Source organism: Pseudomonas sp. RIT411 (genome assembly GCF_003057735.2).
Taxonomy (GTDB): Bacteria; Pseudomonadota; Gammaproteobacteria; order Pseudomonadales; family Pseudomonadaceae; genus Chryseomonas; species Chryseomonas oryzihabitans.
In genome coordinates, this window is the sequence record NZ_QBIZ02000005.1 from 1 (window position 1) to 24,031 (window position 24,031).

The 24,031-nt window shown below is 65.3% G+C and carries 24 protein-coding genes; 17 read left to right on the forward strand and 7 right to left on the reverse strand.

The window, feature by feature from the left end; translation table 11 throughout:
* Nucleotides 1-374: 374 nt before the first annotated feature.
* On the forward strand, nucleotides 375-782 hold the full coding sequence (locus DBY63_RS08995; protein ID WP_108581691.1) for a type II toxin-antitoxin system PemK/MazF family toxin: 408 nt from the start codon (nucleotides 375-377) through the stop codon (nucleotides 780-782).
* Between the two features lie 50 nt (nucleotides 783-832).
* Here DBY63_RS08995 and DBY63_RS09000 read toward each other — a convergent pair whose 3' ends face one another.
* The 4 genes from DBY63_RS09000 to DBY63_RS09015 form a co-directional block, all read right to left on the reverse strand.
* Nucleotides 833-2,095 carry a phage late control D family protein gene (locus DBY63_RS09000; protein ID WP_108581692.1) on the reverse strand — a complete coding sequence of 421 codons (1,263 nt, stop codon included), beginning with the start codon at nucleotides 2,093-2,095 and terminating at the stop codon, nucleotides 833-835.
* A 155-nt stretch (nucleotides 2,096-2,250) separates the two neighbouring features.
* Entirely contained in the window at nucleotides 2,251-2,814 is a 564-nt protein-coding gene (locus DBY63_RS09005; RefSeq protein WP_108581693.1) for a fasciclin domain-containing protein, read from the reverse strand.
* Nucleotides 2,815-2,888: 74 nt separating this feature from the next.
* Entirely contained in the window at nucleotides 2,889-3,593 is a 705-nt protein-coding gene (locus tag DBY63_RS09010) for an anti-sigma factor (RefSeq protein WP_108581694.1), read from the reverse strand.
* Nucleotides 3,590-4,165 (reverse strand): sigma-70 family RNA polymerase sigma factor, encoded by a 576-nt coding sequence (locus DBY63_RS09015; RefSeq protein WP_108581695.1) that lies wholly within the window; start codon nucleotides 4,163-4,165, stop codon nucleotides 3,590-3,592. Before DBY63_RS09015 ends, DBY63_RS09010 begins: the two co-directional genes overlap by 4 nt.
* Before the next feature lie 343 nt (nucleotides 4,166-4,508).
* Here DBY63_RS09015 and DBY63_RS09020 point away from each other — a divergent pair, with 343 nt between their 5' ends.
* The 13 genes from DBY63_RS09020 (at nucleotide 4,509) to DBY63_RS09080 (ending at nucleotide 18,302) form a co-directional block, all read left to right on the forward strand.
* Nucleotides 4,509-5,249, forward strand: a complete 741-nt coding sequence (locus DBY63_RS09020; RefSeq protein ID WP_027599379.1) for a response regulator — start codon at nucleotides 4,509-4,511, stop codon at nucleotides 5,247-5,249.
* A gap of 2 nt (nucleotides 5,250-5,251) precedes the next feature.
* A complete protein-coding gene (locus DBY63_RS09025) occupies nucleotides 5,252-6,310 on the forward strand; it encodes an ATP-binding protein (RefSeq protein ID WP_077172803.1) in 1,059 nt (352 codons plus the stop codon).
* A 101-nt stretch (nucleotides 6,311-6,411) separates the two neighbouring features.
* Nucleotides 6,412-7,014, forward strand: a complete 603-nt coding sequence (locus DBY63_RS09030; protein WP_108581696.1) for an EF-hand domain-containing protein — start codon at nucleotides 6,412-6,414, stop codon at nucleotides 7,012-7,014.
* Between the two features lie 320 nt (nucleotides 7,015-7,334).
* Nucleotides 7,335-8,876, forward strand: a complete 1,542-nt coding sequence (locus tag DBY63_RS09035; protein WP_108581697.1) for an ABC transporter substrate-binding protein — start codon at nucleotides 7,335-7,337, stop codon at nucleotides 8,874-8,876.
* Nucleotides 8,873-9,808 (forward strand): ABC transporter permease, encoded by a 936-nt coding sequence (locus DBY63_RS09040; protein ID WP_108581698.1) that lies wholly within the window; start codon nucleotides 8,873-8,875, stop codon nucleotides 9,806-9,808. The genes DBY63_RS09035 and DBY63_RS09040 overlap by 4 nt, the downstream gene beginning before the upstream one ends.
* On the forward strand, nucleotides 9,805-10,626 hold the full coding sequence (locus DBY63_RS09045; protein WP_108581699.1) for an ABC transporter permease: 822 nt from the start codon (nucleotides 9,805-9,807) through the stop codon (nucleotides 10,624-10,626). The genes DBY63_RS09040 and DBY63_RS09045 overlap by 4 nt, the downstream gene beginning before the upstream one ends.
* Nucleotides 10,623-12,095 carry an ATP-binding cassette domain-containing protein gene (locus DBY63_RS09050; protein WP_256594369.1) on the forward strand — a complete coding sequence of 491 codons (1,473 nt, stop codon included), beginning with the start codon at nucleotides 10,623-10,625 and terminating at the stop codon, nucleotides 12,093-12,095. The genes DBY63_RS09045 and DBY63_RS09050 overlap by 4 nt, the downstream gene beginning before the upstream one ends.
* Nucleotides 12,096-13,057: 962 nt before the next feature.
* A complete protein-coding gene (locus DBY63_RS09055; RefSeq protein WP_256594370.1) occupies nucleotides 13,058-14,365 on the forward strand; it encodes an OprD family porin in 1,308 nt (435 codons plus the stop codon).
* Between the two features lie 127 nt (nucleotides 14,366-14,492).
* Entirely contained in the window at nucleotides 14,493-16,118 is a 1,626-nt protein-coding gene (locus DBY63_RS09060) for a methyl-accepting chemotaxis protein (RefSeq protein ID WP_108581701.1), read from the forward strand.
* Between the two features lie 277 nt (nucleotides 16,119-16,395).
* A complete protein-coding gene (locus DBY63_RS09065; RefSeq protein ID WP_037007037.1) occupies nucleotides 16,396-16,608 on the forward strand; it encodes a hypothetical protein in 213 nt (70 codons plus the stop codon).
* A gap of 110 nt (nucleotides 16,609-16,718) precedes the next feature.
* Nucleotides 16,719-17,099, forward strand: a complete 381-nt coding sequence (locus DBY63_RS09070) for a response regulator (RefSeq protein ID WP_007161706.1) — start codon at nucleotides 16,719-16,721, stop codon at nucleotides 17,097-17,099.
* Between the two features lie 94 nt (nucleotides 17,100-17,193).
* A complete protein-coding gene (locus DBY63_RS09075) occupies nucleotides 17,194-17,439 on the forward strand; it encodes a hypothetical protein (RefSeq protein WP_027599369.1) in 246 nt (81 codons plus the stop codon).
* On the forward strand, nucleotides 17,439-18,302 hold the full coding sequence (locus tag DBY63_RS09080) for a formate/nitrite transporter family protein (protein ID WP_037007038.1): 864 nt from the start codon (nucleotides 17,439-17,441) through the stop codon (nucleotides 18,300-18,302). The genes DBY63_RS09075 and DBY63_RS09080 overlap by 1 nt, the downstream gene beginning before the upstream one ends.
* Nucleotides 18,303-18,358: 56 nt before the next feature.
* On the opposite strand, the gene fabI is transcribed toward DBY63_RS09080, so the two are convergent.
* The 3 genes from fabI to gloB form a co-directional block, all read right to left on the reverse strand.
* Complete coding sequence (fabI, locus tag DBY63_RS09085; protein WP_042134086.1) at nucleotides 18,359-19,159, reverse strand: enoyl-ACP reductase FabI; 801 nt, start codon at nucleotides 19,157-19,159, stop codon at nucleotides 18,359-18,361.
* Between the two features lie 194 nt (nucleotides 19,160-19,353).
* Nucleotides 19,354-20,988: a lytic transglycosylase domain-containing protein gene (locus DBY63_RS09090; RefSeq protein ID WP_108581702.1), complete on the reverse strand. Its 1,635-nt coding sequence runs from the start codon at nucleotides 20,986-20,988 to the stop codon at nucleotides 19,354-19,356.
* Nucleotides 20,989-21,133: 145 nt separating this feature from the next.
* Complete coding sequence (gene gloB, locus DBY63_RS09095; RefSeq protein ID WP_108581703.1) at nucleotides 21,134-21,913, reverse strand: hydroxyacylglutathione hydrolase; 780 nt, start codon at nucleotides 21,911-21,913, stop codon at nucleotides 21,134-21,136.
* Between the two features lie 83 nt (nucleotides 21,914-21,996).
* Here gloB and DBY63_RS09100 point away from each other — a divergent pair, with 83 nt between their 5' ends.
* From DBY63_RS09100 to dnaQ, 3 genes are read left to right on the forward strand one after another with little or no spacing between them, the layout of a single operon-like run.
* Nucleotides 21,997-22,773: a methyltransferase domain-containing protein gene (locus tag DBY63_RS09100; RefSeq protein ID WP_007161712.1), complete on the forward strand. Its 777-nt coding sequence runs from the start codon at nucleotides 21,997-21,999 to the stop codon at nucleotides 22,771-22,773.
* A complete protein-coding gene (gene rnhA / locus DBY63_RS09105) occupies nucleotides 22,766-23,230 on the forward strand; it encodes a ribonuclease HI (RefSeq protein WP_108581704.1) in 465 nt (154 codons plus the stop codon). Before DBY63_RS09100 ends, rnhA begins: the two co-directional genes overlap by 8 nt.
* Before the next feature lie 18 nt (nucleotides 23,231-23,248).
* Complete coding sequence (gene dnaQ, locus DBY63_RS09110; protein ID WP_027599364.1) at nucleotides 23,249-23,983, forward strand: DNA polymerase III subunit epsilon; 735 nt, start codon at nucleotides 23,249-23,251, stop codon at nucleotides 23,981-23,983.
* Nucleotides 23,984-24,031: the final 48 nt, after the last annotated feature.

A 24,031-nucleotide genomic window follows, 5' to 3' on the forward strand; every position in this document is an offset into this window, starting at 1 on the left:
CTGAAAACGCAAACGCACACTGAAAACGCAAACGCACACTGAAAACCACACTGAAAACGAAAATGCACGCATTAGAGGAACACTTAATGACTCCCAACGCCGAGAAGCAAACTGAAAGCTTCCTTTTCCGGTTAAGGAAAAAGGACTCGCCGACAGCTGTTAGTAGTTCCACTGTGGAACTGCTAATGGAACAGACCGGCATGAGTAGAACGGAAGTCGTACATCTTGCCTTGCGCCAGTTAGCAGATCGCTACTTGCCCAAGTACGAGCTGGACGATGGTCCACTAACCCCCGCTCAAATTGCCGCGATTCGTGCCGCTAGCCCAGCCACGCACATTCCGGAGGAGCACTTCGATAAGAGGCTATTCTAAACCATGACTAAACCCTTCCACCCACTGCCTGCACCAGGTGATATTGTTTGGTGTCACTTCCCTAGCCATTTGGATATGGGGAACCCAGGCCCAAAAAGCCGGCCAGCACTGGTCGTTGCGGTATCTTCTGGTAGTCATGCTGTAAAGGTCGCTTACGGCACTAGCCAGAAGGTAGATAAAATTTATCCGACTGAGTTTGTACTTTCACCGGATGATGGTGAGCCCTTCGCAGTAAGCGGCCTCGCCGCGAAGACCAAGTTTAATCTTGGTGATACGGTTAATGTTCCGTTTGATTCGGACTGGTTCCATGTACACGAGGGAGTTCATGTGAGCACGCCCCTCCCTAAAATGGGCGTTCTGCATGCCAGCTATATGTCCGCTGCAAGAAAGGCGCTTAGCCACGTACCCTAAAGCCAACGGGTGTAGAACTGGAAACCGGCCAATGGCCGGTTTTTTCATTCCTATGATTCCTGCATTTTGCGCCACTCCCTCTCCACCGCCCGCTTCGCCGTCGCCTTCGTCGCGTACAGATGCCGCAGCCGCCGCGGCTTGCTCTGGTCGCCCTCGGTGAGCGTGTGCTCCTTGCCGGTCTTGGGATCGCGGTAGTAGGCGATGATGCCGGTGTAGTCGCCCTGGATCTCTTCCGCCAGGTCGGCGACCAGGTCCTCTGGCAGCTTGGCTTCCAGCTCCAGGCGCGTGGTATAGCCGCCGTCCGCCGTGAGGCTGTGCTGCACATTCCCCCCGTACCAGATGATGGCGTCGATCTCAGCCTTCACGCCGTGCAGGGTGTAGGTGAGTTCAGGCATGAGCTCCGGCCGGCCCAGCGCGAGCTGGTAGGTAAGGGTGGCGGTACCGCGCTGCAGGCGGTTCCATTCGGCCCGGGCTGCGCGCAGCGCGGAGAGCTCGTCGGTGTAGGTGTGGCGCAGGTCCTTCACGTTGTCGCCGCCGCCGGCGATGGCCTCCTTCTTCTTGGCGCTGTTGACGTCGTAGTAGAAGGCGCGCACGGCGTCGTAGCTCTCGCGGTCGGCCTGCAGGTAGCTGTGCTGGTCGCCGTCCTTGCGGGTGAGGGTGACGTGTCCCAGGTCGGCACCGCTGACGGCCTTGCCGCCGCCGGCCGGGAGGAACAGCAGCCGGCCGGCTTTCACGGTGGCCACCGCGTCGTAGTCTTCACCCAGGCGGGTAAGGAGGTTGGCGTCCGATTCGCCGGTCTGGTCCAGCTGCAGGACCTGCTGCGCCTCGAGGTCGGGCGCGATGAGCGGGGTGAGTCCCTGGCGCGCGGCCAGGACACGCAGCACGGCGCCCAGGGTGGTGGAGCTGTAGCTCTGGTCGCGCTTGGTCTTGAGGCCCTTGCGCAGGTCGGCGCTGCGGGCGCGGATGCTGAGCACGTCGGGAGCGCCGCTGTGCTCGGTCTCGTCGACGACATAGCTGCCTTTGTCGATCAGGCCGGTGGTGGACCAGCCCAGCCAGAGGCGGATGGTGGCGCCCCGGGGCGGGATGGCCAGCAGGCCGTCGTGGTCGGACAGCACCAGGCTCAGCTGGTCGGCCTCGAGGCCGCGGTTGTCCGTCAGGTCCAGGCTGATCAGCCGCGGCGCGATGAGGGCGCTGATGTCCTTGCCGTCGACCAGGATCTGGTAGCGCGCCTGGGCGTAGGTGGCGCCCTGCACCAGGTCGCGGCCGAGGGTGCGCAGCTGGCCAGTGGTGGTGTCGAGCAGCTCCTGGATCACAGCAGCTTCCTCAGAAGGGTGCAGACGCGCCTTGCGCACCTGAGTAGTCAGCATGCGGTCCAGCATTGCTTACGAAGGATAGGCGCAATTGCCACGCGGCCTTTCGCTAAGTAGAAGCGGACACCCCTCAGCGGTGTCCGCACGCCTCCTGCCCGTTACTTCGGCATCAGCACGGTATCGACCACGTGGATCACGCCGTTGGACTGCATCACGTCGGCGATGGTGACGGCGGCTTTGCCGCCCTTGGCGTCGACCAGCCAGAGCTTGCCGTCATGCAGCTTCACGGTGAGGTCCTCGCCCTGGACGGTTTTCAGCTTGGTCATGCCGCCGTGCATCTTCGCCTCGGCCATCAGTTGCTTGGCGGTGTGGGTGCCGGGCACCACGTGGTAGGTCAGGATCTTGGTCAGGTCGGCCTTGTGCTCGGGCTTGACCAGGGTATCGACGGTGCCGGCCGGCAGCTTGGCGAAGGCTTCGTTGGTCGGCGCGAAGACGGTGAAGGGACCGCTGCCGTTGAGGGTGTCGACCAGACCGGCCGCCTTGACGGCCGCCACCAGCGTGGTGTGGTCCTTGGAGTTGACCGCATTCTCGACGATGGTCTTGGACGGGTACATGGGCGCGCCGCCGACCATGACGGTATCGGCGGCGAAGCTGAGCGGGGCGGTGGCACCTAGGATCGCGAGACTGGCTACGATGGCGATGCGCTTGAGCAAGGTGTGCATGGTACGTCTCCTGAGTTCTTCAGCCCTCCGGATGAGGGTGATGAATGTACGGAGCGGCCCGGCAAACGGATGCATCACAGCGCGATTATTTTTCCCTGGGCGATGACCGGTCCCGTGGGCGCGCCGGTCGGCGAGCCGGTTCGCGGTTCAAGGGAGACCGCCAGTACCGCTCCAGGCGTTAGTGCCGGTGCGAGTCCCGCGGGTACGGCCAGGGTCACGGCCGTGGCGTCCTGGAGAAGACCGAGCGAATGGGGTTTGCCATCCGCCGTGATGATCCAGGCCTCGGCGCTCCTGCCTGGCCAATCCGCTTTGCTGGCGGGCACGAACAGCAGCTGCCGGCCGTTCGCCTGCAAGGTGACGCTGAATGCCAGGCTGCCGTTACTCTGTTCCAGGCGGGCGAGCAGGGCGGGCGTCGCGACCTGGACCGGGCGCAGCAGCACGAGCAGCGCCAGCACCAGGGCAGCGGCCAGTGCCAGCCCGGTCGTCCAGCGCCACAGGCGCGGGTCGTTCCAGCGGCGGATCGGCTCGGGTGCCGGTTGTTCCGTCGGAAAAAGCCGTTGCTGGATGCCGTGCCAGACGCGAGCCGGTGGTTCGATGACCGGAAACTCATCGAGCCAGTCGGCGAAATGCCGCTGCCAGGCCGCCAGCTGCGCCTGGTAGGCAGGCTCCCGCCGCACGAGTTCTTCCACCTCCAGGCGTTCATCGGCGGACAGTACGCCGAGGGCGTATTCCGCGATGAGCAGCGCGTGCCGGTCGTTAGGAGGGATGTCGTCGTTCATAGGCCCAGGCACGCTCGCAGTTGCAGGAGGCCACGCCGAATCCAGCTTTTCATCGTGCCGAGCGCGATGCGGTGGCGGGCGGCCAGTTCGGCATAGGAATAGCCCTCGAAGAAGGCGACCCGGATATAGGTCTGCTGGTCCTTGCCCAGGGTTTTCAGACAGAGATCGATCTGGCGACGCTGGCGATGGGCTTCGAAGTCTTCGGCGACGGACTGGGTTGCCGGCCACTCGGCCAGGGTTTCGAGCGGCTCGTGTCGATGCTGGGCGCGGCGGCGATCGATGGCCTTGTGTCGTGCCAGGGTCGCCATCCAGGTCAGGGCGCCGGAAAGCGTGGCGTCGAAGGTGCTGGCCTTGAGCCAGATGGCGGTATAGGCCTCCTGCAGGACCTCTTCCGCCTCCGCGCGATCGCCCACGTACTGCAGGCATACGCCGAACAGCCTACTCGAGGTCACGCGGTAGAGCGTTTCGAAGGCCAGGCGATTGCCCTGGCCGCAGGCCTGCAGCAGGACATTGAGCGCGACGGGCTCCGGGTTCGTTTCAGGGCTGGCCGATGCGGCTGATCTGCTCGTCAAGGATGGCGTTCCGAAAGGAGGCACGGCAGTTTTTGTTTTTGTTCGCTAAGGGCCGCGTTTCGCTGAGCGCTGAAGCGCGAGTCCTGACGGCTTCACTCCCCAGCCCTCTGCAGGGCGACGGGCGATGGGTCCGATGTACCATCGAACGAATGGCTTCGCAATCGCGATCATCGTCGTGCGCCTACGGCGTCTCGCCTGCGGGTGGTTGGCTGCCTGGCAGGCTCTGGCTCCGTATCCGGCTCTTTACCACCTTTACACAAGCCTACATGCCAGGCCGTAGCTGCCCTGCAGGCTGAGCGGCTAGCATGCACGTCCAGATCGTCCGACTGTTCAGGTAGCCCCGATGTCGCTGTCATCCGAATCCCCGCGCTGGACCTCGCGCATCCTGCTGGTGGATGACGATCCGGCGATCCGCGAGTTGATCTGCGGCTATCTGGCGCGCTTCAGCATCAATGCCCGCGGGGTGGGTGATGGCCTGGAGATGCGCCGGGCGCTGGCGGAGGAGGCCTTCGACCTGGTGGTGCTGGATCTGATGCTGCCGGGAGAGGATGGGCTTTCCCTCTGTCGTTCGCTGCGGCGCGACAGCGGCATTCCCATCCTGATGCTGACCGCCCAGTGCGAGCCGGCGGATCGCATCATTGGCCTGGAGCTGGGCGCCGACGACTATATGGCCAAACCTTTCGAGCCCCGGGAGCTGGTGGCGCGGATCCAGTCGGTGCTGCGGCGGACCCAGGATGGCCGCGTGCCCCAGCGCAAGGCGCCGCGGACCAGTGTCAGCTTCGATGGCTGGAAGCTCGACGGTGTCCTGCACCAGCTGCATTCGCCGGCCGGGGTGATGGTGCCCCTGTCCAATGCCGAGGTACGGCTACTGTGGGTCTTCATCGAGCAGCCGCGCCAGGTGCTGAGCCGCGAGCAACTGCTCGATGCGACCCGTGGGCGGGCGATCGAGGCCTTCGATCGCAGCATCGATCTGCAGGTGTCGCGGCTACGCAGCAAGCTGGGTGATGATCCGCGGGCGCCGCAGTTGATCAAGACCGTGCGCGGCGAAGGCTATCTGTTCGATGCCAGGCAGATAGGGCACTAGCCGTGCGCCGCCTGGATACCCTGTTCGCCCGCCTGTTCGGGGTCTTTCTGCTGGCCATCCTGCTGGGCCATCTGCTGGCCTTTTTCTGGTTTCGGCATGGCCTTGGCGAGCGACCGCCGCCCCCGCCGCCGCCCATGGAGGGCGAGGCCGGCTTCGATCGGCCACCGCCGCCCCGGCCTTTCCCGCACCGGGAACCCGGCGTGTGGCGGCACATCGAGTGGTTTCTCGGCGGCCCGCTGATCTTCCAGCTGGGCTCGCTGGTGATCGCCGCCTGGCTCGGGGCGCGGTTGCTGACCCGGCCGCTGCGCCAGTTGACCGAGACCGCCGAGCACCTGAGTCACAACCTCGACGGTTCGCCCATTCCCGTCACCGGGCCTTGGGAGACCCGCGAGGCCGCACGGGCGCTCAATCGCATGCACCAGCACCTGCTCGAACAGCTCCAGCAGCGCGGGCGCATGCTCACGGCCATCTCCCATGACCTGCGCACGCCCCTGGCGCGGGTGAAGCTGCGCATCGAGGACATCGACGATCCGCGCCTGCACGCCCGGGTCAGCCAGGACGTGGACGACATGATCGAGTTGCTCGACGGTACCCTGAGGTACCTGCGCGAACAGCACCGCCAGGAGCGGCCCATCCTCTGCGACGTCCAGGCGCTGGTCGAGGCCATGGCCGAAGACGCGGCCGAGGAGGGCGCCCAGGTCGCCGTCCAGGGTAGCTGCCAGCCGCTGAAGGTGGCGCCCATGGCGCTGCGCTCCTGCCTGGGCAATCTGCTGCAGAATGCCCTGCGCTACGCCGGCCAGGCGGAGATCCGCCTGAGCGAGCAGCCGGAGCGGCTGATCATCTCCATCCTCGACCGTGGGCCGGGCATACCGGCCCAGTATCGGGAAGCAGTGTTCGAACCCTTCTATCGCCTGGAGGGGTCGCGCAACCGATCCTCTGGCGGGACCGGGTTGGGGCTGGCCATCGCCCGGGAAGCGGCGGCGCACATGGGCGGCGAGCTGACCCTCGGCGAAACCCCCGGCGGCGGCCTGACCTGCCAGGTGGTGCTGCCACGCCCCTGATGTATCGCCCGGCATACAAAGTGACCAAACGGCTGACATCTACCCAGCGGATACTGGGAGGCGCGGAACACTGATGTCCGCATTTCCCGGGAGAGACATCCATGATCAGCGGAATAGGCAGTGGCTACTCCAGCTACTACAGCAGTGCCAGCGCGATCAAAGGCACTGGCGCGACAGCGTCCGGCAGTAGCGTCAGCGGCAGCGAAGATGGTAATCCGTTGAAGAAGCTGTTCGGCAAGCTCGACAGCGATGGCGACGGCTCCATCAGCAAGAGCGAACTCACCACCGCCGCCAGCGCGGCGAGCGATACCCAGACGGATACCGACGAGAGCGGGGATATCGACGTCGACAAGCTGCTCGGCATGCTCGACCAGGATGGCGATGGCAGCGTCGGCGAAAGCGAATTCGCCTCGGCCTTCGCGCCGCCGCCGGGTGGGCCTCAGGGGCAGAGGGGCACCGAGCAATCCGGTGATTCCAGCGATGCCGGCATCGCCGGCCTGGGCGGTTCAGCGCCTCCGCGCATGCCGCCGCCACCGCCACCGCAGGGGGCGAGCGGGCAAGGGGACAGCGAGGCCGACTCCAGCACTCAGGACGCGTCGAGCCCCTACACGCAACTGGTCCAGGCGGTGTTGCGCCAGTACCAGAGCATCGGCAGCAACGGCAGCAGCACTGCCGCGGGCAGCACCTTGAACGTGGCCGCCTGAGCAAAGATCGGTAGTGCAGGGCAGGGCGGCCAGAGGCCGTCCGGTCCATGCACTCAGACTGCACTCAGACTGCACTCGACTTCCTGCACGACTCCGTATGCCTCCAATGGCGCTCACCCGAGCCTTCGGCCAGGTGAATTCGGCGTCACTCTCTGACGAAGCTCCTCAGCAAATTCTCCAGCTGTTTCAAGATGTTGCCATCACCAGCTGGCCTTGGATTCTCACGAAAACGTTATGATATAACGTGAGCCTTCATTGGCTTGGCCGATGCCCAGCTGTCGGCGGCGGGTATCGGCGCTTTCGCTCTGCTAAGGACTGTCATGCCTGTATCCCGCTCCCTTCGCCTGGTGCTGACCGCTTCGGCCCTGGCGACCCTGGTCGCCTTCGTGCCACCGCTGTCCAGCGCCGAGGAACGCGTCTTCGACGTAGTCGGCCCTTTCGAGATCGGTGGGCTGGACCCGTCGATTTCCGGTTTCGTCTTCCAGCGCATGCAGATCACCGAGACCCTGCTCGAAGCCGATGCCCAGGGTAAGCCGATTCCCGGACTGGCAGAGCGCTGGACCGAATCGGCGGATGGCCTGACCTGGCGACTCGCCCTGCGCCAGGGGGTGAAATTCCATGACGGCAGCGCGCTCACGGCCAAGGCCGCGGCGGCTGCCCTCGATGCGGCGCGGGGCAAGCCGGGGGTGCTCAAGCAGGCGGGCATCGAGTCGGTCATCGCCGAGGGCAACGAAGTGGTGATCCGGCTGGCGAAACCCTTCAAGCCCCTGCTGGCACTGCTGGCGCATTCCTCCACCAATATCCTGGCGCCGGCCGCCTATGACGCCGAAGGCAAGGTGCAGAAGATCATCGGCACGGGGCCGTACCGGCTGACCCTGCTGGAACCGCCGCAGCGCCTGGCCGCCGAACGTTTCGAAGGCTACTGGGGCGCCAAGCCGGAGATCGCCCGGACAACCTACCTGGCCGCCGGCCGCGGTGAGACCCGCACCCTGATGGCCGAGAGCGGCGATGCCGAGCTGGTGTTCCAGCTCGACCCGCCCAGCATCGCCCGCCTCAAGCGCTCCAGCAGCCTAAAGGTGCTGATCGAGCCAGTCCCGCGGGTGGTGTTGCTGACCCCGAACTCCGGCGCTGGTGCCACGGCGCCGGTCGAGGTCCGGCAGGCGCTCAGCCTGGCCATCCAGCGCGACGGCGTCGCTGCCGCCGTGTTGCGGGCGCCGGGTACCGGGGCGACCCAGTTGTTCGCGAAGAACGTGCCCGCCTGGCACGACCCCGCGCTGGCGCCGCTCGCCTACGATCCGGCGGCGTCACGCAAGCTGCTGGCGGGGCAGGGCTGGACCCCCGGCGCCGATGGCATCCTGCAAAAGGACGGCACGCCACTCAGGCTCAAGCTGCTGACCTACTCTGATAGACCCGAGCTGCCGCTGATCGCCACCGCCCTGCAGGCGCAGTTGCGCGAGGTGGGTGTGGACGTAGAGGTCGCGGTGCAGAACTCCAGCGCCATCCCGGCCGCGCACAACGATGGGTCGCTGCAACTGGCGCTCTATGGCCGCAACTTCGCCTTGGTGCCGGATCCCCTGGTCACTTTGCTCAATGACTTCAGCCATGGCGGCGCCGAATGGGGGCCGCTGGGCTGGCAGAACCCGGCCTTCGACCAGGCCCTGGCCGCGCTGCTGGCCAGTGATGATCCGGCCGAGCAACAGCGCCAGCGCTATGCCGCCATGGCCCAGGTGCAAAAGGATCTGCCGGTGATTCCGGTGGCCTGGTACCGCCAGACGATGGCCGTCTCCAATGCCGTCGAAGGCGCTGCCATCGATCCCTTCGAGCGTACCTTTGGCCTGAGCACGCTGCGGTGGGCCCAATGACCCGGCTGCTCGCCTTTCGCCTGCTGCAGGCGGTCCTGGTCGCCCTGCTGGTGGGCGGTCTCACCTTCCTGTTCATGAACCTGCTGCCGGGCGATGCCGCCTACCGCATCGCCGCCGGACGCTACGGCTATGACCTGGTGGATACCGCCGCGGCCGAGGCGGTGCGGGCCGAGCTGAATCTGGATCAACCGTTGCTGTGGCGTTTCTTCGCCTGGATCGGCGATCTGCTGACCCTGGATCTCGGTCATTCGCTGGTCTCCGGCAAGCCGGTGATGGACGTCGTCGCCCACGAACTGGGCAGCTCCATCCGTTTGGCCATCGGCGCCGTGTGCCTGTCGCTGCTGCTGGGTCCGCCGCTGGGCGTGATGGCCGGTCTGCGCCCGGGCGGCCTGCTGGACCGCGGCCTGCTGGTGCTGACCACGGCGATCCGCGCACTGCCGCAATTCGTCCTGGGCGTGATCTTCGTGCTGCTGTTCGCCATCTCCTGGCAACTGTTCCCGGCGGCCGGCCACGGTACCTTCTGGCACAGCGTCCTGCCCACGCTGACCCTGGCGCTGGGACTGGCCGCGGTGTCGTCGCGGGTCGCCCGGGATGCCACGGTGGAGGTGGCCGCATCCGCCTACTACCGCTTCGGCCGCCTCAAGGGCCTGAGAGGCGCTGGCGTCTTCCTCCGCCATGGCCTGCGCAATATCGGCGTGCCGGTGGTGACCTACCTGGGCGTGCAGCTGGTGTATCTCATCGAAGGCGTGGTGGTGGTGGAGACGCTGTTCGCCTGGCCGGGCATCGGCCACGGCCTGGTCCACGCCATCGTCCAGCGCGATGTGCCCATGGTACAGGGCACCGCCCTGGCGATGGGGCTGCTGTTCGTCATCCTCAATACCCTGGTCGATCTTGCCAACCACCTGATCGATCCGCGCGGGAGAAACGCATGAATCTCGACGCTACCGTCGCTTCGGCGGCGCCTCCGGTCAAATCCTCCGCGCGTGGGCTCGGCCTGGGTCTGCTGGCGGCCCTGATCGCCTTTGCCGTCCTCACCCCGTTGCTCTGGCAGGGCGACATCGCCCGCCAGGACTATGAGGCGATCCTCGCGGCGCCCAGCAGCGCCTATCCGCTAGGCACCGATCACCTGGGTCGCGACATGCTGGCGCGGCTGGCGGTCGCCATCCGCTTCTCGCTGGGGCTGGCCTTCATCAGCGTCTGCACCGCCGCCATTCCCGGTGTGCTGCTGGGCATCCTGGCCGCCTGGAAGGGCGGGCTGGTGGACAAGCTGCTCGGCGGCCTGGCCGAGCTGTTCCTGGCGCTGCCGGGCCTGCTGCTGGTGCTGCTGATCGTCGCGGTGTTTCCCGGCTCCTTCGTCGCCCTCTACAGCGCCGTGGCCCTGGTGCTCTGGGTGGAGTACTTCCGCATGACCCGGGCGCTGGCGCGTACCGTGCTGGCCTCGCCGGCGGTGGCCGCCAGCGGGCTGCTGGGCTTCGGCCCCGTCTACATCGTCCGCCGCCACCTCTGGCCGCAGCTGGCGCCGGTGCTCCTCACCATCGCCGCCTTTGGCGCGGCTTCGACCATCATGGCCATCGCCGCTCTGGGCTTCGTCAGCATCGGCGTACGCCCGCCCACCGCCGAGCTGGGGCTGATGATCACCGAGTTGCTGCCCTATTACGCCGAGGCGCCGCTGGTCATAGGTCTGCCGATCCTGGCGATCTTCCTGACCGTGCTGTCGCTGCTGCTCATCACCGGAGGCCGCAAGCCATGACCGCCTTGCTCACCACCACGGCGCTGGAGATCCGTACCGCTGATACCCAGCTGGTGGAACCGCTGTCCATCCGCCTGGCGCCGGGTCAGGTGTTGTCGATCATCGGCGAGACCGGCTCGGGCAAGAGCCTGTTCGCCCAGGGCGTCGTCGGCAATCTGCCAGCGGGGCTAGAGGCCCACGGGCAGATAGGCCTGGCGGACGGCTTCAGCGAAGAAGGCCGCCAGAGCGGTCGCCGGACGCATTGGGGCAGGGGGCTCGCGGTGCTGCCCCAGGAGCCCTGGCTAAGCCTGGACCCGACCATGCGGGCGCTGTCCCAGGTCGCCGAGACCTATACCCAGGTGGTGGGCATCGGTCGGACCGAAGCCCGCGACAGGGCCAGCGCGGATCTGGCGCGGCTGGGCCTGGCCGGCGCCGAGCGCAAGTATCCCTTCCAGCTGTCCGGGGGCATGGCCCAGCGCCTGGCCTTCGCCGCCACCCATGCCGGCGGCTCGCCGGTGCTGATCGCCGACGAGCCCACCAAGGGGCTGGATCGCGACCGTATCGACGAGGTCATCGATCTGCTCAGGGCCATGCTCGCCGAAGGCGGCAGCCTGCTCATCATCACCCACGATCTGGAAGTGGCGCGCCGGCTGGGTGGCGAGGTGATGATCATGCTCAAGGGACGGGTCATCGAAGCCGGTCCGGCCGAGCAGGTGCTGGGCCAGCCGCAGCATGCCTATACCCGCCAGCTGCTGGCCGCTGATCCCGCTCAGTGGCCAAGACGTCCGTCGCGGCCACTCATCGACGAAGCCGTGGTCGCGGTGGAAGGGCTCGCCGCCCGGCGCGGTGGCAGGCAGCTGTTCGAGGAATTGTCCTTTACCGTCCGGCCCGGGGAAATTCTTGGGGTGACCGGGCCGTCGGGCTGTGGCAAGTCGACCCTGGGCGACGTCCTGCTCGGCCTGGCCGCGCCCGGCGCTGGAGCGGTCCGCCGTCAGCCAGGCCTCGGTCCCTTCGCCTTTCAGAAGCTGCACCAGGATCCCGTGGCCGCCTTCGCGCCCTCGGTGACCATCCGCCAACTGCTGGCGGATCTGGTGCGACTGCATCGGCTGGATGCGACGCGCATCGGTCGGCTGATGCAGCGTCTGCGCCTCGACGAGCGCCTGCTGGATCGACTGCCCGGCAACATTTCCGGCGGTGAGCTGCAGCGCTTTTCCCTGCTGCGGGTGCTCCTGCTCGATCCGGCGCTGATCTTCGCCGACGAGCCGAGCTCGCGGCTGGATCTCATCACCCAGAAGGAGATGATCGAGCTGCTGGTTGAAACCGCCGATGAATCCGGAACCGCCATCCTCTTGGTCAGCCATGACGAAGACCTGGTGGACGCCGTCGCCGATCGGCGCATCCACCTGGCAGATCCGGCGCTTGCGCGGAGTCTGGTGGATCGGCAATCCCGTTCCAGGGGGATGGAGGTGGTCTCCACCGCTCAGGAATAGGGTTTTCGCCGGCATCCCTTGGCGCCGGCTTCACCCTCCCAGCCAAGAGCGCCTCCTGACACCCGGCGGCCACAGTCGCGTGTTGCGTGCAACGGCCGCGGCTAACAGCCCTGGGTAGCGGGCAGGAGGTGGCCACACCCTGCTTCGAGCGCCGCAGATTCAACTTGGTATTACTTTATTGCAAGTTGCCGGTAATGCGCTTTGGGTCAGTTAGAGCGGAATCTCGGTTGGCGGCACAACACTGGGCGACTTGATCTAGGTTTTTCGTCGACCTTTGTTTGGTTGGGGCGTCCACTGCGAAGTTCGCAAGTTTCCGCTGTTCAATTAAGGCATTCTTATAATACGTCCGCTTTTTATCGTCAGTGCTAGTTGGTTGTCGGCGGCTGTTGGCGCTAAAAGCCTTGGTGTCTCAAATGTCCAAATTTGAATTTTGAGTGAAAGAGCGCCTTATTACTTGACGCATGCTGAAAAGAAAAAGCAGCATTATGCATCCCGTGTAGACGTGCCCCTCTTGCAATCGACTGCGCCAGGCGATTGCAAGGCGGTGTCCGTACAAGAGAACGCTCTAGCAATGAAGTTCATGTGACGACTGATTTCTACACCCTTGGTTGGGCAAGAGTACAAAAGTTTATGTGGCCCATTTTGACAAGGGCCTCAAGTTCTAGCGAAGGGCTGAATTAGTCAGCTTGCAACTCCGCTTTTTGGCGCTAAGGAACTGATGATTCTTATATCCGCAGTCTTTTCTTTCTGGTAGTCGATTCGCCAGCGCAATGACCTGATTTTAGAGTCCGTACTGGGGAGTGCGGGCTCTCTTCAACGCGCATATCAAGCCTCGCCGGTGCGGCTCTGCTCTCCGGCGCGCGTCTGGCTGCGCGTCTTCAACCACTAGTAGTCGCCGACAATGAATAGGGGAAGTTATGCAAAGCTCGCGTTATCAGAAAGGAGCTATATCCAATAGCCCTTTGACCAGTTTCAGCCGATTCTTCGGCCCCTGGACGCTTGGGGTGGTGGGCGGCTGTACGCTGCTGCTTGGCTGCAAGGCAGCCTTCGCCGAGGGCTTGGTCGACGACAGCAAACTGGTGCTGACGGTACGCAACTTCTACTTCAACAGTGACCGCGCCAACGGACGGGCGAACCAGGAAGACTGGACTCAGGGTTTCCTGCTGGACTATCAGTCAGGGTTCACGCCGGGCCCGGTGGGGGTCGGGATCGATGCCTTCGGTTACCTGGGCCTCAAGCTCGATGCCGGCCCGGGGCGCCGTGGCACCGGTAACTTGCCCGTCCATGCCGGGAAGGAGCCGGCTGACGAATATTCCCGTGCCGGCGCTGCGCTGAAGCTGCGTCTGGGCAATACCGTGGTGCGCTATGGGCAACAGGCGCCCACGGCGCCGGTGTTCGCCATCAGCACCAGTCGCCTGCTGCCGCAGACCGCCACGGGTTGGAGCCTGCTCAGTAACGACGTGACGGATCTGTTGCTGGAGGCAGGGCATTTCACCTCTTCCACCGATCAGGTCAGCACCAACCGCAACGGGGATCTCTGGGCCGGATACGCACGGCAGCGCGCCGACCACATCGATTTCGCCGGTGGCAAGTACAGCCCGGTCAAGGGCGTCAGCCTGTCGCTCTATGCGGCGCAGCTGGATGACATCTGGAACCAGTACTACGGCAACCTGAATCTGGTGAAGGCGCTGTCCGGCACCCAGGCGCTGACCTTCGATGCGAATCTCTATCGCACGCGGGATACCGGAGCGGCCAAGGCGGGTCCCATCGACAATACCTCCTATAGCCTGGCCACCGCCTTCAGCCAGGGGCCGCATACCTTCACCCTGGGCTGGCAGCAGATCCATGGCGATACGCCGTTCGACTATGTGGCCCTGGGCGACAACGACCGCCTGGGCGGCGGAATCTTCCTGGCCAACGCCGTCATGCTCTCCGATTTCAATGCCCCGGGCGAACGCTCCTGGCAGGCGCGCTACGATCTCAACTTCAAGACGCTCGGCGTGCCCGGCCTCAGCCTCATGACCCGCTACCTCGAGGGCAGTGGTATCGATGGCCGTGATCTGCCGGCCAACAGTGCCTATCGCGGGCTCTATGGCGCCGACGACCACGAGCACGAAATCGACCTGGAGGGTCGCTACGTGCTGCAGTCGGGCGCGGTCAAGGGGCTGTCGATCCGGGTCCGCCAGGCCTGGCACCGCGGCTCGCCATCCACCGGCGGTTCGGTCAATCAGCTACGGGTCATCCTCGACTATCCGCTGCAATTGCTCTGACGCTACCGTCCTCCAAATGGACGCCGCAACCGCTGGCAAGCGGTTCGCGGCCGTCCGTCGCCCCTGGCTTAAGGGGGCACCGCTGCGCCGATATCCCTAATAGTCATTTTATTAGGGATGCCCACCCATGAATCTTCGCAGCCTGAACGTCGCGCCCCGCGCCGTGCTGTTCTTTTCCGTGATCGTCCTGATCGTCTTCGCCCTCGGCGGCGTCGCCGTGGTGCAGATGGGCAAGCTGTACGATGCGGAACAGGAGGTGGAGACCAATTGGCTGCCGGGCAACCAGCTGGCGGCGAAGATGAGTGGCGGATTGCTGCGGCTGCGCCTGGAAAGCCTCAGGGCCACCACCACGCCGGATCCGCAGCTGCGGGCCCAGACCGTCGCGGCCTTCCCCGGCTATCGCGAGGCCTTCTTCACCGCGGTCAAGGACTACGAAAGGACCGTGGCCGACGCTGAAGATCGCCAGCTGTACGCCGCCGTGGTCAAGGGCGCCGAAAGCTACCGGACACTGCTGGATACCTTCGAACCCAAGTTGCGCGCGGGCGACAACGAAGGCGCCATCGCCCTGATCAACACCTCGATCCGTCCGCTCACCAACGCGCTGGAAAAGACCATCGCCGAGCTGAACGCTTTCAACGAGCGCGGTGCCAAGGCCGCTGGGCAGGCGGCCGGTGCCACCTATGCCAACGGCCTGCTCTGGGTCTATGGGCTGATCGGCCTGACCATAGCGGCCACCGTCGTGCTGGCCGCGCTGCTGATCCGCAGCATCACCCTGCCGGTGGGCGAAGCCCTGCGCATCGCCCAGCGGATCGCGCGCAAGGACCTCACCGAGCGCATCACCGTGGTCGGCCGTGACGAGGCTGCGGGGATGTTGCAGGCGCTGGCCCAGATGCAGGGCAATCTGCGCGACACCGTTTCCCATATCGCCGACAGCTCGACCCAGCTGGCGTCCGCAGCGGAAGAAATGACCGCGGTGATCGATGAAGCCGGGCGCGGTTATGTGCGGCAGAACGACGAGGTCAATCAGGCTGCCAGCGCCGTGACCGAGATGAGTTCGGCGGTGGAGGAGGTCGCGCGCAACGCCGCCGATGCGGCCAGCACCTCGCTGCATACCCAGACCCTGACCAGCGATGGCCTGGACAAGGTCACCCGCACGGTCCAGTCGATCGAGGCACTGGCGCAGAACGTGGCCAGTACCAGCGAGCAGATCCAGGCCCTGTCCTCCCGTGCCCAGGACATCAACGCCGTGGTCGAGGTCATTCGCGGCATTGCCGAGCAGACCAACCTGCTGGCGCTGAACGCCGCCATCGAGGCGGCCCGGGCGGGCGAGCAGGGCCGTGGCTTCGCCGTGGTCGCCGACGAGGTACGGGCGCTGGCCCATCGTACCCAGCAGTCGACTCGCGAGATCGAGCAGATGATCGGCGCCATCCAGAGCGATTCGTCGCTGGCCGTAAAGGCCATGGCCGAGAGTCAGCAACTGGCGGGCGAGTCCACCTCGGTCGCCCAGTTGGCCAATGTGTCCCTGGAACAGATCGCGGCATCCATCTCCCAGATCAACGACCGCAATGCGGTCATTGCCACCGCCGCCGAGGAGCAGGCCCAGGTGGCCCGCGAAATCGATCGCAACATCACCAGCATCCGCGACCTGGCGACCCAGAGCGCGACCGGAGCCACCCAGACCGCCAGCGCTAGCGCCGAGGTCTCCAGGCTCGCCACCGGACTGAATCGCGTGGTGCGGGAATTCGCCGTCTGACCTGGCATCGTCGCGCCGTTCCCGCCTAGCCCGGGCAGGAAGGGCGCGCAGCCTCCCGCTGCATCTTTGCCTCAGTCACCCATGCTGCAATAGCCTGACTACTACCCGTCGCGCGGCACTCTTCCAAGCGGCGGCGGGGCCTCTGGCACGCCCGCTCGGCGCTGGCACACCCGCCAGACTGTCTTTAGTATCCCGTTACATCGCGTCTGGCATCCGGTAGAGAACGAATCGGCGCTTGGCCTGCCTAAACAGTGTCCAATCAACCCGGAGTCCTACCATGAACGCGAAGAAAATCTCTGCCCTGATGTTTGCTGGTCTGATCGCCGCCAGTGGCGCTGCCTTCGCCACCGAAGGTGCAGGCAATCCGCCGAAGGCCAACAGCGCCGGTATGGGCACCCCGGCGGGTCAGAAGACCGGTGAAGGCGCAGGCGCCGCTACCGGTGCTGGCAAGACCACGCTCAACGAGCAGGGCCAGAAGCAACAGCAGTAAGGTCGAAGGGTCGCTGGCACCGCCGGCGACCCTGAACCTGCGTCTAGAATGGAACTTTACAGGCCTCTTGTGTCCAAGGGAGCCGAGCGTGTGGGTACAGGGGTCGGATGGTGAGTGCGGAACAGAGCAAGGTTGTCCTGGTCGTCGAGGATGAACCGCAGATTTTGATGATTCTTGCGGATTATCTTTCCGAACTGGGCTACACCGTCCTGCAAGCCCCCTCGTCGCTCGAAGCCTTCCGGATCCTGGCCGGGCGGCCACGGCTGGATCTGCTGATCACCGATTTCCGTCTGCCCGACGACGTGTCCGGCGTGATGATCGCCGAGCCGGCGCTCAAGCTGCGCCCCGACCTCAAGGTCCTCTTCATCAGCGGCTATCCCGCCGAAATCATCGACACCGGTTCGCCGTTGCTGGGCAAGGTCCCGCTGCTGACCAAGCCTTTCTCGCTCGAGCGTCTCCACCTCCAGGTGCAGAAGCTGCTCGGCGCCTGATCCTCGCCATCGCCACAGATCGTTTTCCTGCCTGGGCAGTCTATTGATCAGGTGCGACCAGTCCGGTCGCCTCAGGTTGGAGACATCGGCGTCCATGGCTATCAAGCATTTCGATCATCACGAAGCGATCTCGTCTGCCGTTCCGGCTGAACAGGGTTTTGAAGCGGTCATCGCCGTCAAGGCGCGGCGCGATGACGCCCGCCCGACCTTTCACAAGGTCGCCACCGAACGGCATTTCGATCTGGCCTCCGAGGCGGAAGAAGCCGCTGATGCCGCGCTCAATCGGGTGACGGAAATCGGCGAGAACGATGAGCTTCTCTGGGACGAGCAGGCCGTCTGATGAAGAGAGACCAGGAGCAGGGCGAAGAACCTCGACAGACCCAGGAATCCACTCCGGAAGATCCGGAGCTGAGTCGTGAAGAAGAGGAGGATGTCGGCGAGAGTCAGCTGCCTCGCGCGGTGGTTCTCCACGAGATCATCCGCACCCAGGGTGATCATGAACTGGAGCGGACGATCGCGGCGTTGTTCTGGTCGGCACTAGCGGCCGGTTTGACCATGGGCCTGTCGTTGATGGCGATGGGGTTGCTCAATGCCAACCTCCCCGAGGGTGGCTACAGCAAGGTTATTGCCAGCTTTGGCTATTCGGCCGGCTTTCTGGCGGTGATCCTGGCTCGTCAGCAGCTGTTCACCGAAAACACGCTTACGGCAGTCCTGCCGGTGATGAGCGAACCAACGCTGCACAACTTTGGCCGTCTGGCCAGGCTGTGGAGCATCGTGTTGGTGGGCAACCTGATCGGTACCATCTTGGTGGCCTATGTGGTACTCCACCTGCCGCTGTTCGACGCCAAGACCGACGCGAAATTTCTGGAAATCGGCACCCATGTCATGGAGAACGACGCCTCGGCGATGTTTGCCAAGGGCATAGTGTCGGGCTGGATGATCGCTACCATGGTCTGGATGCTGCCAGCAGCAGAGAACGCCAGGATCTGGATCATCGTGCTCATCACCTACCTGATGGCCCTGGGTGACTTCACCCACATCGTGGTGGGTAGCGTCGAGGTGGCCTATCTGGTCTTCGCAGGTGAGGCGAGCTGGAGCGATTTCCTGCTGACCTTTGCCGGACCGACCCTGGCCGGCAACATCGTCGGCGGTAGCCTGATCTTCGCGCTGATCAGCCACGCCCAGGTGCGTAGCGATACCTGAACGCAAAAGGGCCGGCAAATTGCCGGCCCTTCGCAGTGATCAGGTAGCTGCCGCGATCACTCGTCGTCGTTCAGCTGACCCATGGCGGTGGTGTTGAAGCCACCGTCGACGTAGAGGATCTCGCCGCTGATGCCCGACGCCAGGTCGGAGCAGAGGAAGGCGCCGGCATTGCCGACTTCGTCGATGGTCACATTGCGACGCAGGGGCGTCTGACGCTCGTTGGCGGCCAGCATCTTGCGGAAGCTCTTGATGCCCGAGGCGGCCAGAGTGCGGATGGGACCGGCGGACACGGCGTTGACGCGGGTGCCTTCCGGGCCGAGGCTGCCGGCCAGGTAACGGACACCGGCCTCGAGGCTGGCCTTGGCCATGCCCATGACGTTGTAGTTGGGCATGGTGCGCTCGGCGCCCAGGTAGGACAGGGTCAGCAGGCTGCCGTTACGGCCGCGCATCATCTCGCGACCGGCCTTGGCCAGGGCGACAAAGCTGTAGGCGCTGATGTCGTGGGCGATCTTGAAGCCGTCACGGGTGGTCACGGCGGTGAAGTCGCCGTCCAGCTGGTCGCCCGGGGCGAAGCCGACCGAGTGGACGATGCAGTCCAGACCATCCCACTTCTTCGCCAGCGCGGCGAACACGGCTTCGATCTGGGCGTCGTCGGCAACGTCGCAGGGGAAGCACAGCTCGGGATTGGAACCCCAGCCCGCGGCGAATTCTTCGACGCGACCCTTGAGCTTCTCGTTCTGGTAGGTGAAGGCCAGCTCGGCGCCTTCGCGGTGCATGGCCGCGGCGATGCCGGAGGCGATGGACAGCTTGCTGGCGACGCCGACGATGAGAACGCGCTTACCGGCGAGAAATCCCATGGTTTTTTCCTCTTCTGTGTTGATTCCCGGGCAGCAGCCTTGGGCTGAGGTCCGGGTTGGGCAGGGCTCTGCGCAGGTCAGAGCGAGATCTTGGCCTGACTCCGCTAGGGGTCAGGCACGGGTGGGGCGGTAAGGTAGCAGGTCGATACCCGGGACAAAAGCGCTGGTTGACCGCTGCGGTGAGCGGTCGCGCCTCAGTTGAGGAACAGCGTCAGGGTCTGACCGGGGGTCAGGGCGGAGGCGATGCGCGGATTCCAGTCCTGCAGCGCCTGCACGCCGATGTTGTAGCGCTTGGCGATCTGGTAGAGCGAATCGCCCGCCTTGACCCTGTAGTAGGTGGGCGCGGCCTTGGCGGTCTTGGTCGCCTTGGCGGCGGCCTGGGTGGTCTTGACGGTATAGGACGCCGGCATCGCCACGGCGGAGGCGCTGCTGCTGCCCGTGCCGTGCAGCTTCAGGGTCTCGCCGACCTTGAGGCCGCGCTTGCCGAGATCGTTCCAGCGCTTGAGGTCGGCCAGCTCCACCTCGTTGGCCCGGGCGATGGACCAGAGGCTGTCGCCGGTGCGGACCTTGTAGGTGCGCACCACGGGCTCTTCGGCCACGGCGATGGTTTCCAGCGGTGTCGTGGTCTTGCCGGTCTCGCGGCGCGGGATCATCAATTCCCGGCCTGCGGACAGGCGGCTGCTGCTGTTGAGCTTGTTGAGGGCGGCGAGCTGCTCGACGCTCACGCGATTGCGCTTGGCCACGCTGCGCATGGTATCGCCGCGGCGCACCCGGTATTCCTGCCACTGCACCACGGCGTCGGGGGTGATGTTGGGCAGGGTCGCAACCAGGCGCTTGGCCTTTTCCGCCGGCACCAGCAGGTGCTTGGGGCCGTCCATGGTGACGCGCTGGGTGTAGGCGGGATTCAGGCGATAGAGTTCGTTGGCATCCAGGTCCGCAAGCTCGGCCACCCGGGCCAGGTCCAGGTGCTGCTTGATGTCCACCACTTCGAAGTAGGGCTCGTCCGGGATGGATTCCAGGGCCAGACCGTAAGCGTCCGGGTTGCGCACGATCTGGGAGACGGCGAGCAGCTTGGGCACGTAGTCCTGGGTTTCCGGAGGCAGCGACGACAGATTCCAGTAGTCGGTGGGCAGGCCAAGCGACTGGTTGCGCTCGATGGCGCGGCTGACCGTGCCTTCGCCGGCGTTGTAGGCGGCCAGCGCCAGCAGCCAGTCGCCGCCGAACATGTCGTGCAGCTTGCTCAGGTAATCCAGGGCGGCATTGGTCGAGGCGGTGATGTCGCGGCGACCGTCATAGAAGCGGGTCTGGCGCAGATTGAAGTACTTCCCCGTGGTGGGGATGAACTGCCACAGCCCGGAGGCGGCGCTGCGCGAGAGGGCGTTGGGGTTGAAGGAGCTTTCCACCACCGGCAGCAGGGCCAGTTCCAGCGGCATGTTGCGCTCTTCCAGGCGCTCGACGATGTAATGCAGATAGGGCGCACCGCGACTGCACGACTGCGCGAGGGCGGCTTCGTGGCTGGCGTACCAGAGGCGCTGGCGATCGATGCGCGGGTTGGTGCCGTTGTCGCCGGCGCCCTGCAACTGATAGCCGTCCCGTACCCGGTCCCAGATGTCGCCACTGGTCGCTGCCGCGGTCGGCGCCTTGCGCAGCCATTCCGGCGGGCGCTGGATCTTGCTGGGCGTCATGTGCAGATCGGCCTGGTAGGCACGATTATCGGGCTGCTGATTGCTCTGACAGCCGGCGAGGAAGACGGCGAGGCAGAGCGCCGAGACTTTGAAGGAGGTGGCCAGCACGTCTATTTCGCGGGTTTTCGGCGTCGCTGGCGGCATCGGTCTGGGCTTTCCGGGAGCTGAAGGATGGGCGATTCTAGGAACCGCATCCCGGGGGGTCAAGGAACAACCCCTTGGCCTGTGACCTGTACGACGACCGAAAACCCTGGGTTTCAGCGCTCTGGCAGGATCTGGGCAATAGGTGTCAGAACGTGTCCTTCCAGCCGCGCAAGGCGGCGAAATAGGTATCCTCCGACGCCTCGGCCGGCACCCCGCGTTCTTCCTGAAGGCGTTGGCGCACGCTGCTTTCGCCGGTTCTCAGGAAGGGGTTGATCTGGCGTTCGCGGCCCAGGCTGGAGGGCAGGGTGGGGCGCTGGGCGTCCCTGAGTTGCCGGGTCTCGGCCAGGGCCTCCCGGACCGCGACATTGTCCGGCTCCACTGCCTCGGCGAAACGCAGGTTGTTCAGGGTGTATTCATGGCCACAGTAGATTTCGGTGGCGTCCGGCAACTCGGCCAGGCGCTGCAGCGAGCCGAGCATCTGGCTGGGCGTGCCTTCGAAGAGGCGGCCACAGCCGGCCGAGAAGAGGGTATCGCCGCTGAACAGCAGGGGCCGCTTGCCAGGGACATGGAAGGCGATATGGCCGGCGGTATGGCCAGGCACGCGCAGGACTTCGAAGCGGGCGCCCAGCACCTCCAGTTGCTGGCCGTCGGTGAGCGGCAGATCGACCGCGGCGATGCGTTCGTCGGCTGGCGCGCTGACCCGGGCGCCGCTGCGCCCCTTCAGGGCGGCGATGCCACCGGTGTGGTCGTTATGATGGTGGGTGATCAGGATGTCGGAGAGGCGCCAGTCCGGATGGGCGTCGAGCCAGGCCAGGACGGGGGCGGCATCGCCGGGATCGACCACGACCGCCTGTCTTGTCGCGGCGTCCTTGATCAGCCAGATGTAGTTATCGTTGAAAGCGGGCAACGGAAGGATGTCGAACATGGATGGGCTCTCTGGTCGGACGGCTGGCCCCTAGGGTAGCAGTCGGTGGAAGGGCTTAGGCTTCAGTATGAGAGGACCAGACGATGCACGATGAATTCTCCGCCCAGGTCGATCCGCGCTGGCTGAAATTGATGAGCTCGGCACGGGAATGGCTGGCCGGCCCGCTGGGCCAGTTGCTGCTGGAGCAGGAGCGGGTGCTGATCGATGAAGAGCTCAAGCGTCACTTCGGCAGCTATCTGATCCATTACGGTCCGCACCCCGAGGCGCCGGCCAATTGCGGCCAGCTCCGCCATGCGGTGCGCATCGGTCCGCCGCTGGGGGATGTCGACATCGTCTGCGAGGAGGGCGCCTGGCCGCTGGGTGAGCACGCCGCCGACGTGGTCCTCCTGCAACACGGTCTGGACTTCTCCCTGGCGCCCCATCGGCTGTTGCGCGAAGCGGCTCTGAGCGTGCGCCCGGGCGGGCATCTGGTGGTGGTGGGCATCAACCCCTGGAGTCTCTGGGGCATGCGCCATTACCTGGCCCGGGACGCCCTGCGCAAGGCCCGTTGCTTTGGCCCCAGCCGGGTCGGCGACTGGCTCTCGGTACTGGGCTTCGCGCTGGAGAAACGTCGCTTCGGGTGTTATCGTCCGCCGCTTTCATCCCCCAAGTGGCAGCAGCGGCTGGCCTGGATGGAGCAGGGCGAGGCCGAACCCAACTGCGAACAGGCGGCGGGGGCGGGCTTCTATCTGCTGTCGGCGCGCAAGCTGATGTTCGGCCTGCGCCCCGTGCCCCAGGCGCGCAAGGAACCGCGTGGCAAGCTGGTGCCCATGCCGGTGGCCAAGATCAGCCGCCGCGAATCGAGTGAATCCAATGAGTGACGATATCGTCGAGGTCTTTACCGACGGCGCCTGCAAGGGCAATCCCGGCCCGGGCGGCTGGGGTGCCTTGCTGAAATTCAAGGGTGCGGAGCGCGAGCTCTGGGGTGGCGAAGCCAACACCACCAACAATCGCATGGAGCTGATGGCGGCCATCCAGGCGCTGGCGGCGCTCAAGCGCCCCTGCCAGATCCGCCTGACCACCGACTCCGAGTACGTGATGAAGGGCATCACCCAGTGGCTGGTGAACTGGAAGAAGCGCGGCTGGCAGACCGCCGCGCGCCAGCCGGTGAAGAATGCCGAATTGTGGCAGGCCCTGGACGAGCAGGTTCAGCGCCATCAGGTCGAGTGGTGCTGGGTGCGCGGCCATACCGGCCATCCCGAGAACGAGCGGGCCGACCAGTTGGCCAACCGCGGTGTCGATGAAGTCCGGCAGGCCAAGCAGGCCGCCAGGGCGTAACCAGCCAAGAGGTTAGCGATGAGATACGTAGTTCTGGATACCGAAACCACCGGCATGCCGGTGACCGATGGCCATCGAATCATCGAGATCGGTGGGGTGGAGGTCATTGGCCGGCGGCTGACCGGGCGGCACTTCCATGTCTATCTCAATCCGGATCGTCAGATCGACGAAGGCGCCATCGCGGTCCACGGCATCACCGACGAATACGTGGCCGACAAGCCGCGCTTCGCCGAGATCGCCGACAGCTTCTTCGAATTCATCGAAGGCGCCGAGCTGGTCATCCACAACGCGCCCTTCGACGTGGGCTTCATCAACATGGAGTTCGCCCGGCTGGGCGCCCATCCCGAGCGGGCCGACATCACCCAGCACTGCTCGGTGCTCGACACCCTGGTCATGGCCCGCGGTCGGCATCCCGGGCAGCGCAACAGCCTGGATGCGCTCTGCAAGCGCTATGGCGTAGACAACTCCAACCGCGAGCTGCACGGCGCCCTGCTGGACGCCGAGATCCTCGCCGACGTCTACCTGGCCATGACCGGTGGCCAGACCAGCCTGTCCCTGGCCGCGCACGGCCAGGAAGGCAATGGCGATGGCAACTACGTCATGCCGATCCGGCGGCTGCCGGCCGATCGCCAGCGCACGCGCGTGATCAACGCCAGCAGCGCCGATCTCGATGCCCATGCGGCGCGCATGGCGGCCATCGAGAAGAGCTGTGGCCGGACCCCGCTCTGGCTGGCGGGCGCCGGAGCCGAATAACGCCTTCCTCCCTTCTCCTCAGCGCCCGGTCAGTGCCTGACCGGGCGT

What these genes read in the sequence shown, in the direction of transcription:
- DBY63_RS09040 (WP_108581698.1), top strand. Translation starts at nt 8,873, where the DNA reads ATGACCCGGCTGCTCGCCTTTCGCCTGCTGCAGGCGGTCCTGGTCGCC.
- DBY63_RS09035 (WP_108581697.1), top strand. Translation starts at nt 7,335, where the DNA reads ATGCCTGTATCCCGCTCCCTTCGCCTGGTGCTGACCGCTTCGGCCCTG.
- DBY63_RS09030 (WP_108581696.1), top strand. Translation starts at nt 6,412, where the DNA reads ATGATCAGCGGAATAGGCAGTGGCTACTCCAGCTACTACAGCAGTGCC.
- DBY63_RS08995 (WP_108581691.1), top strand. Translation starts at nt 375, where the DNA reads ATGACTAAACCCTTCCACCCACTGCCTGCACCAGGTGATATTGTTTGG.
- DBY63_RS09020 (WP_027599379.1), top strand. Translation starts at nt 4,509, where the DNA reads ATGTCGCTGTCATCCGAATCCCCGCGCTGGACCTCGCGCATCCTGCTG.
- DBY63_RS09065 (WP_037007037.1), top strand. Translation starts at nt 16,396, where the DNA reads ATGAACGCGAAGAAAATCTCTGCCCTGATGTTTGCTGGTCTGATCGCC.
- DBY63_RS09080 (WP_037007038.1), top strand. Translation starts at nt 17,439, where the DNA reads ATGAAGAGAGACCAGGAGCAGGGCGAAGAACCTCGACAGACCCAGGAA.
- DBY63_RS09010 (WP_108581694.1), bottom strand. Translation starts at nt 3,593, where the DNA reads ATGAACGACGACATCCCTCCTAACGACCGGCACGCGCTGCTCATCGCG.
- DBY63_RS09060 (WP_108581701.1), top strand. Translation starts at nt 14,493, where the DNA reads ATGAATCTTCGCAGCCTGAACGTCGCGCCCCGCGCCGTGCTGTTCTTT.
- DBY63_RS09050 (WP_256594369.1), top strand. Translation starts at nt 10,623, where the DNA reads ATGACCGCCTTGCTCACCACCACGGCGCTGGAGATCCGTACCGCTGAT.
- fabI (WP_042134086.1), bottom strand. Translation starts at nt 19,159, where the DNA reads ATGGGATTTCTCGCCGGTAAGCGCGTTCTCATCGTCGGCGTCGCCAGC.
- gloB (WP_108581703.1), bottom strand. Translation starts at nt 21,913, where the DNA reads ATGTTCGACATCCTTCCGTTGCCCGCTTTCAACGATAACTACATCTGG.
- DBY63_RS09005 (WP_108581693.1), bottom strand. Translation starts at nt 2,814, where the DNA reads ATGCACACCTTGCTCAAGCGCATCGCCATCGTAGCCAGTCTCGCGATC.
- DBY63_RS09075 (WP_027599369.1), top strand. Translation starts at nt 17,194, where the DNA reads ATGGCTATCAAGCATTTCGATCATCACGAAGCGATCTCGTCTGCCGTT.
- DBY63_RS09045 (WP_108581699.1), top strand. Translation starts at nt 9,805, where the DNA reads ATGAATCTCGACGCTACCGTCGCTTCGGCGGCGCCTCCGGTCAAATCC.
- DBY63_RS09100 (WP_007161712.1), top strand. Translation starts at nt 21,997, where the DNA reads ATGCACGATGAATTCTCCGCCCAGGTCGATCCGCGCTGGCTGAAATTG.
- DBY63_RS09090 (WP_108581702.1), bottom strand. Translation starts at nt 20,988, where the DNA reads ATGCCGCCAGCGACGCCGAAAACCCGCGAAATAGACGTGCTGGCCACC.
- dnaQ (WP_027599364.1), top strand. Translation starts at nt 23,249, where the DNA reads ATGAGATACGTAGTTCTGGATACCGAAACCACCGGCATGCCGGTGACC.
- rnhA (WP_108581704.1), top strand. Translation starts at nt 22,766, where the DNA reads ATGAGTGACGATATCGTCGAGGTCTTTACCGACGGCGCCTGCAAGGGC.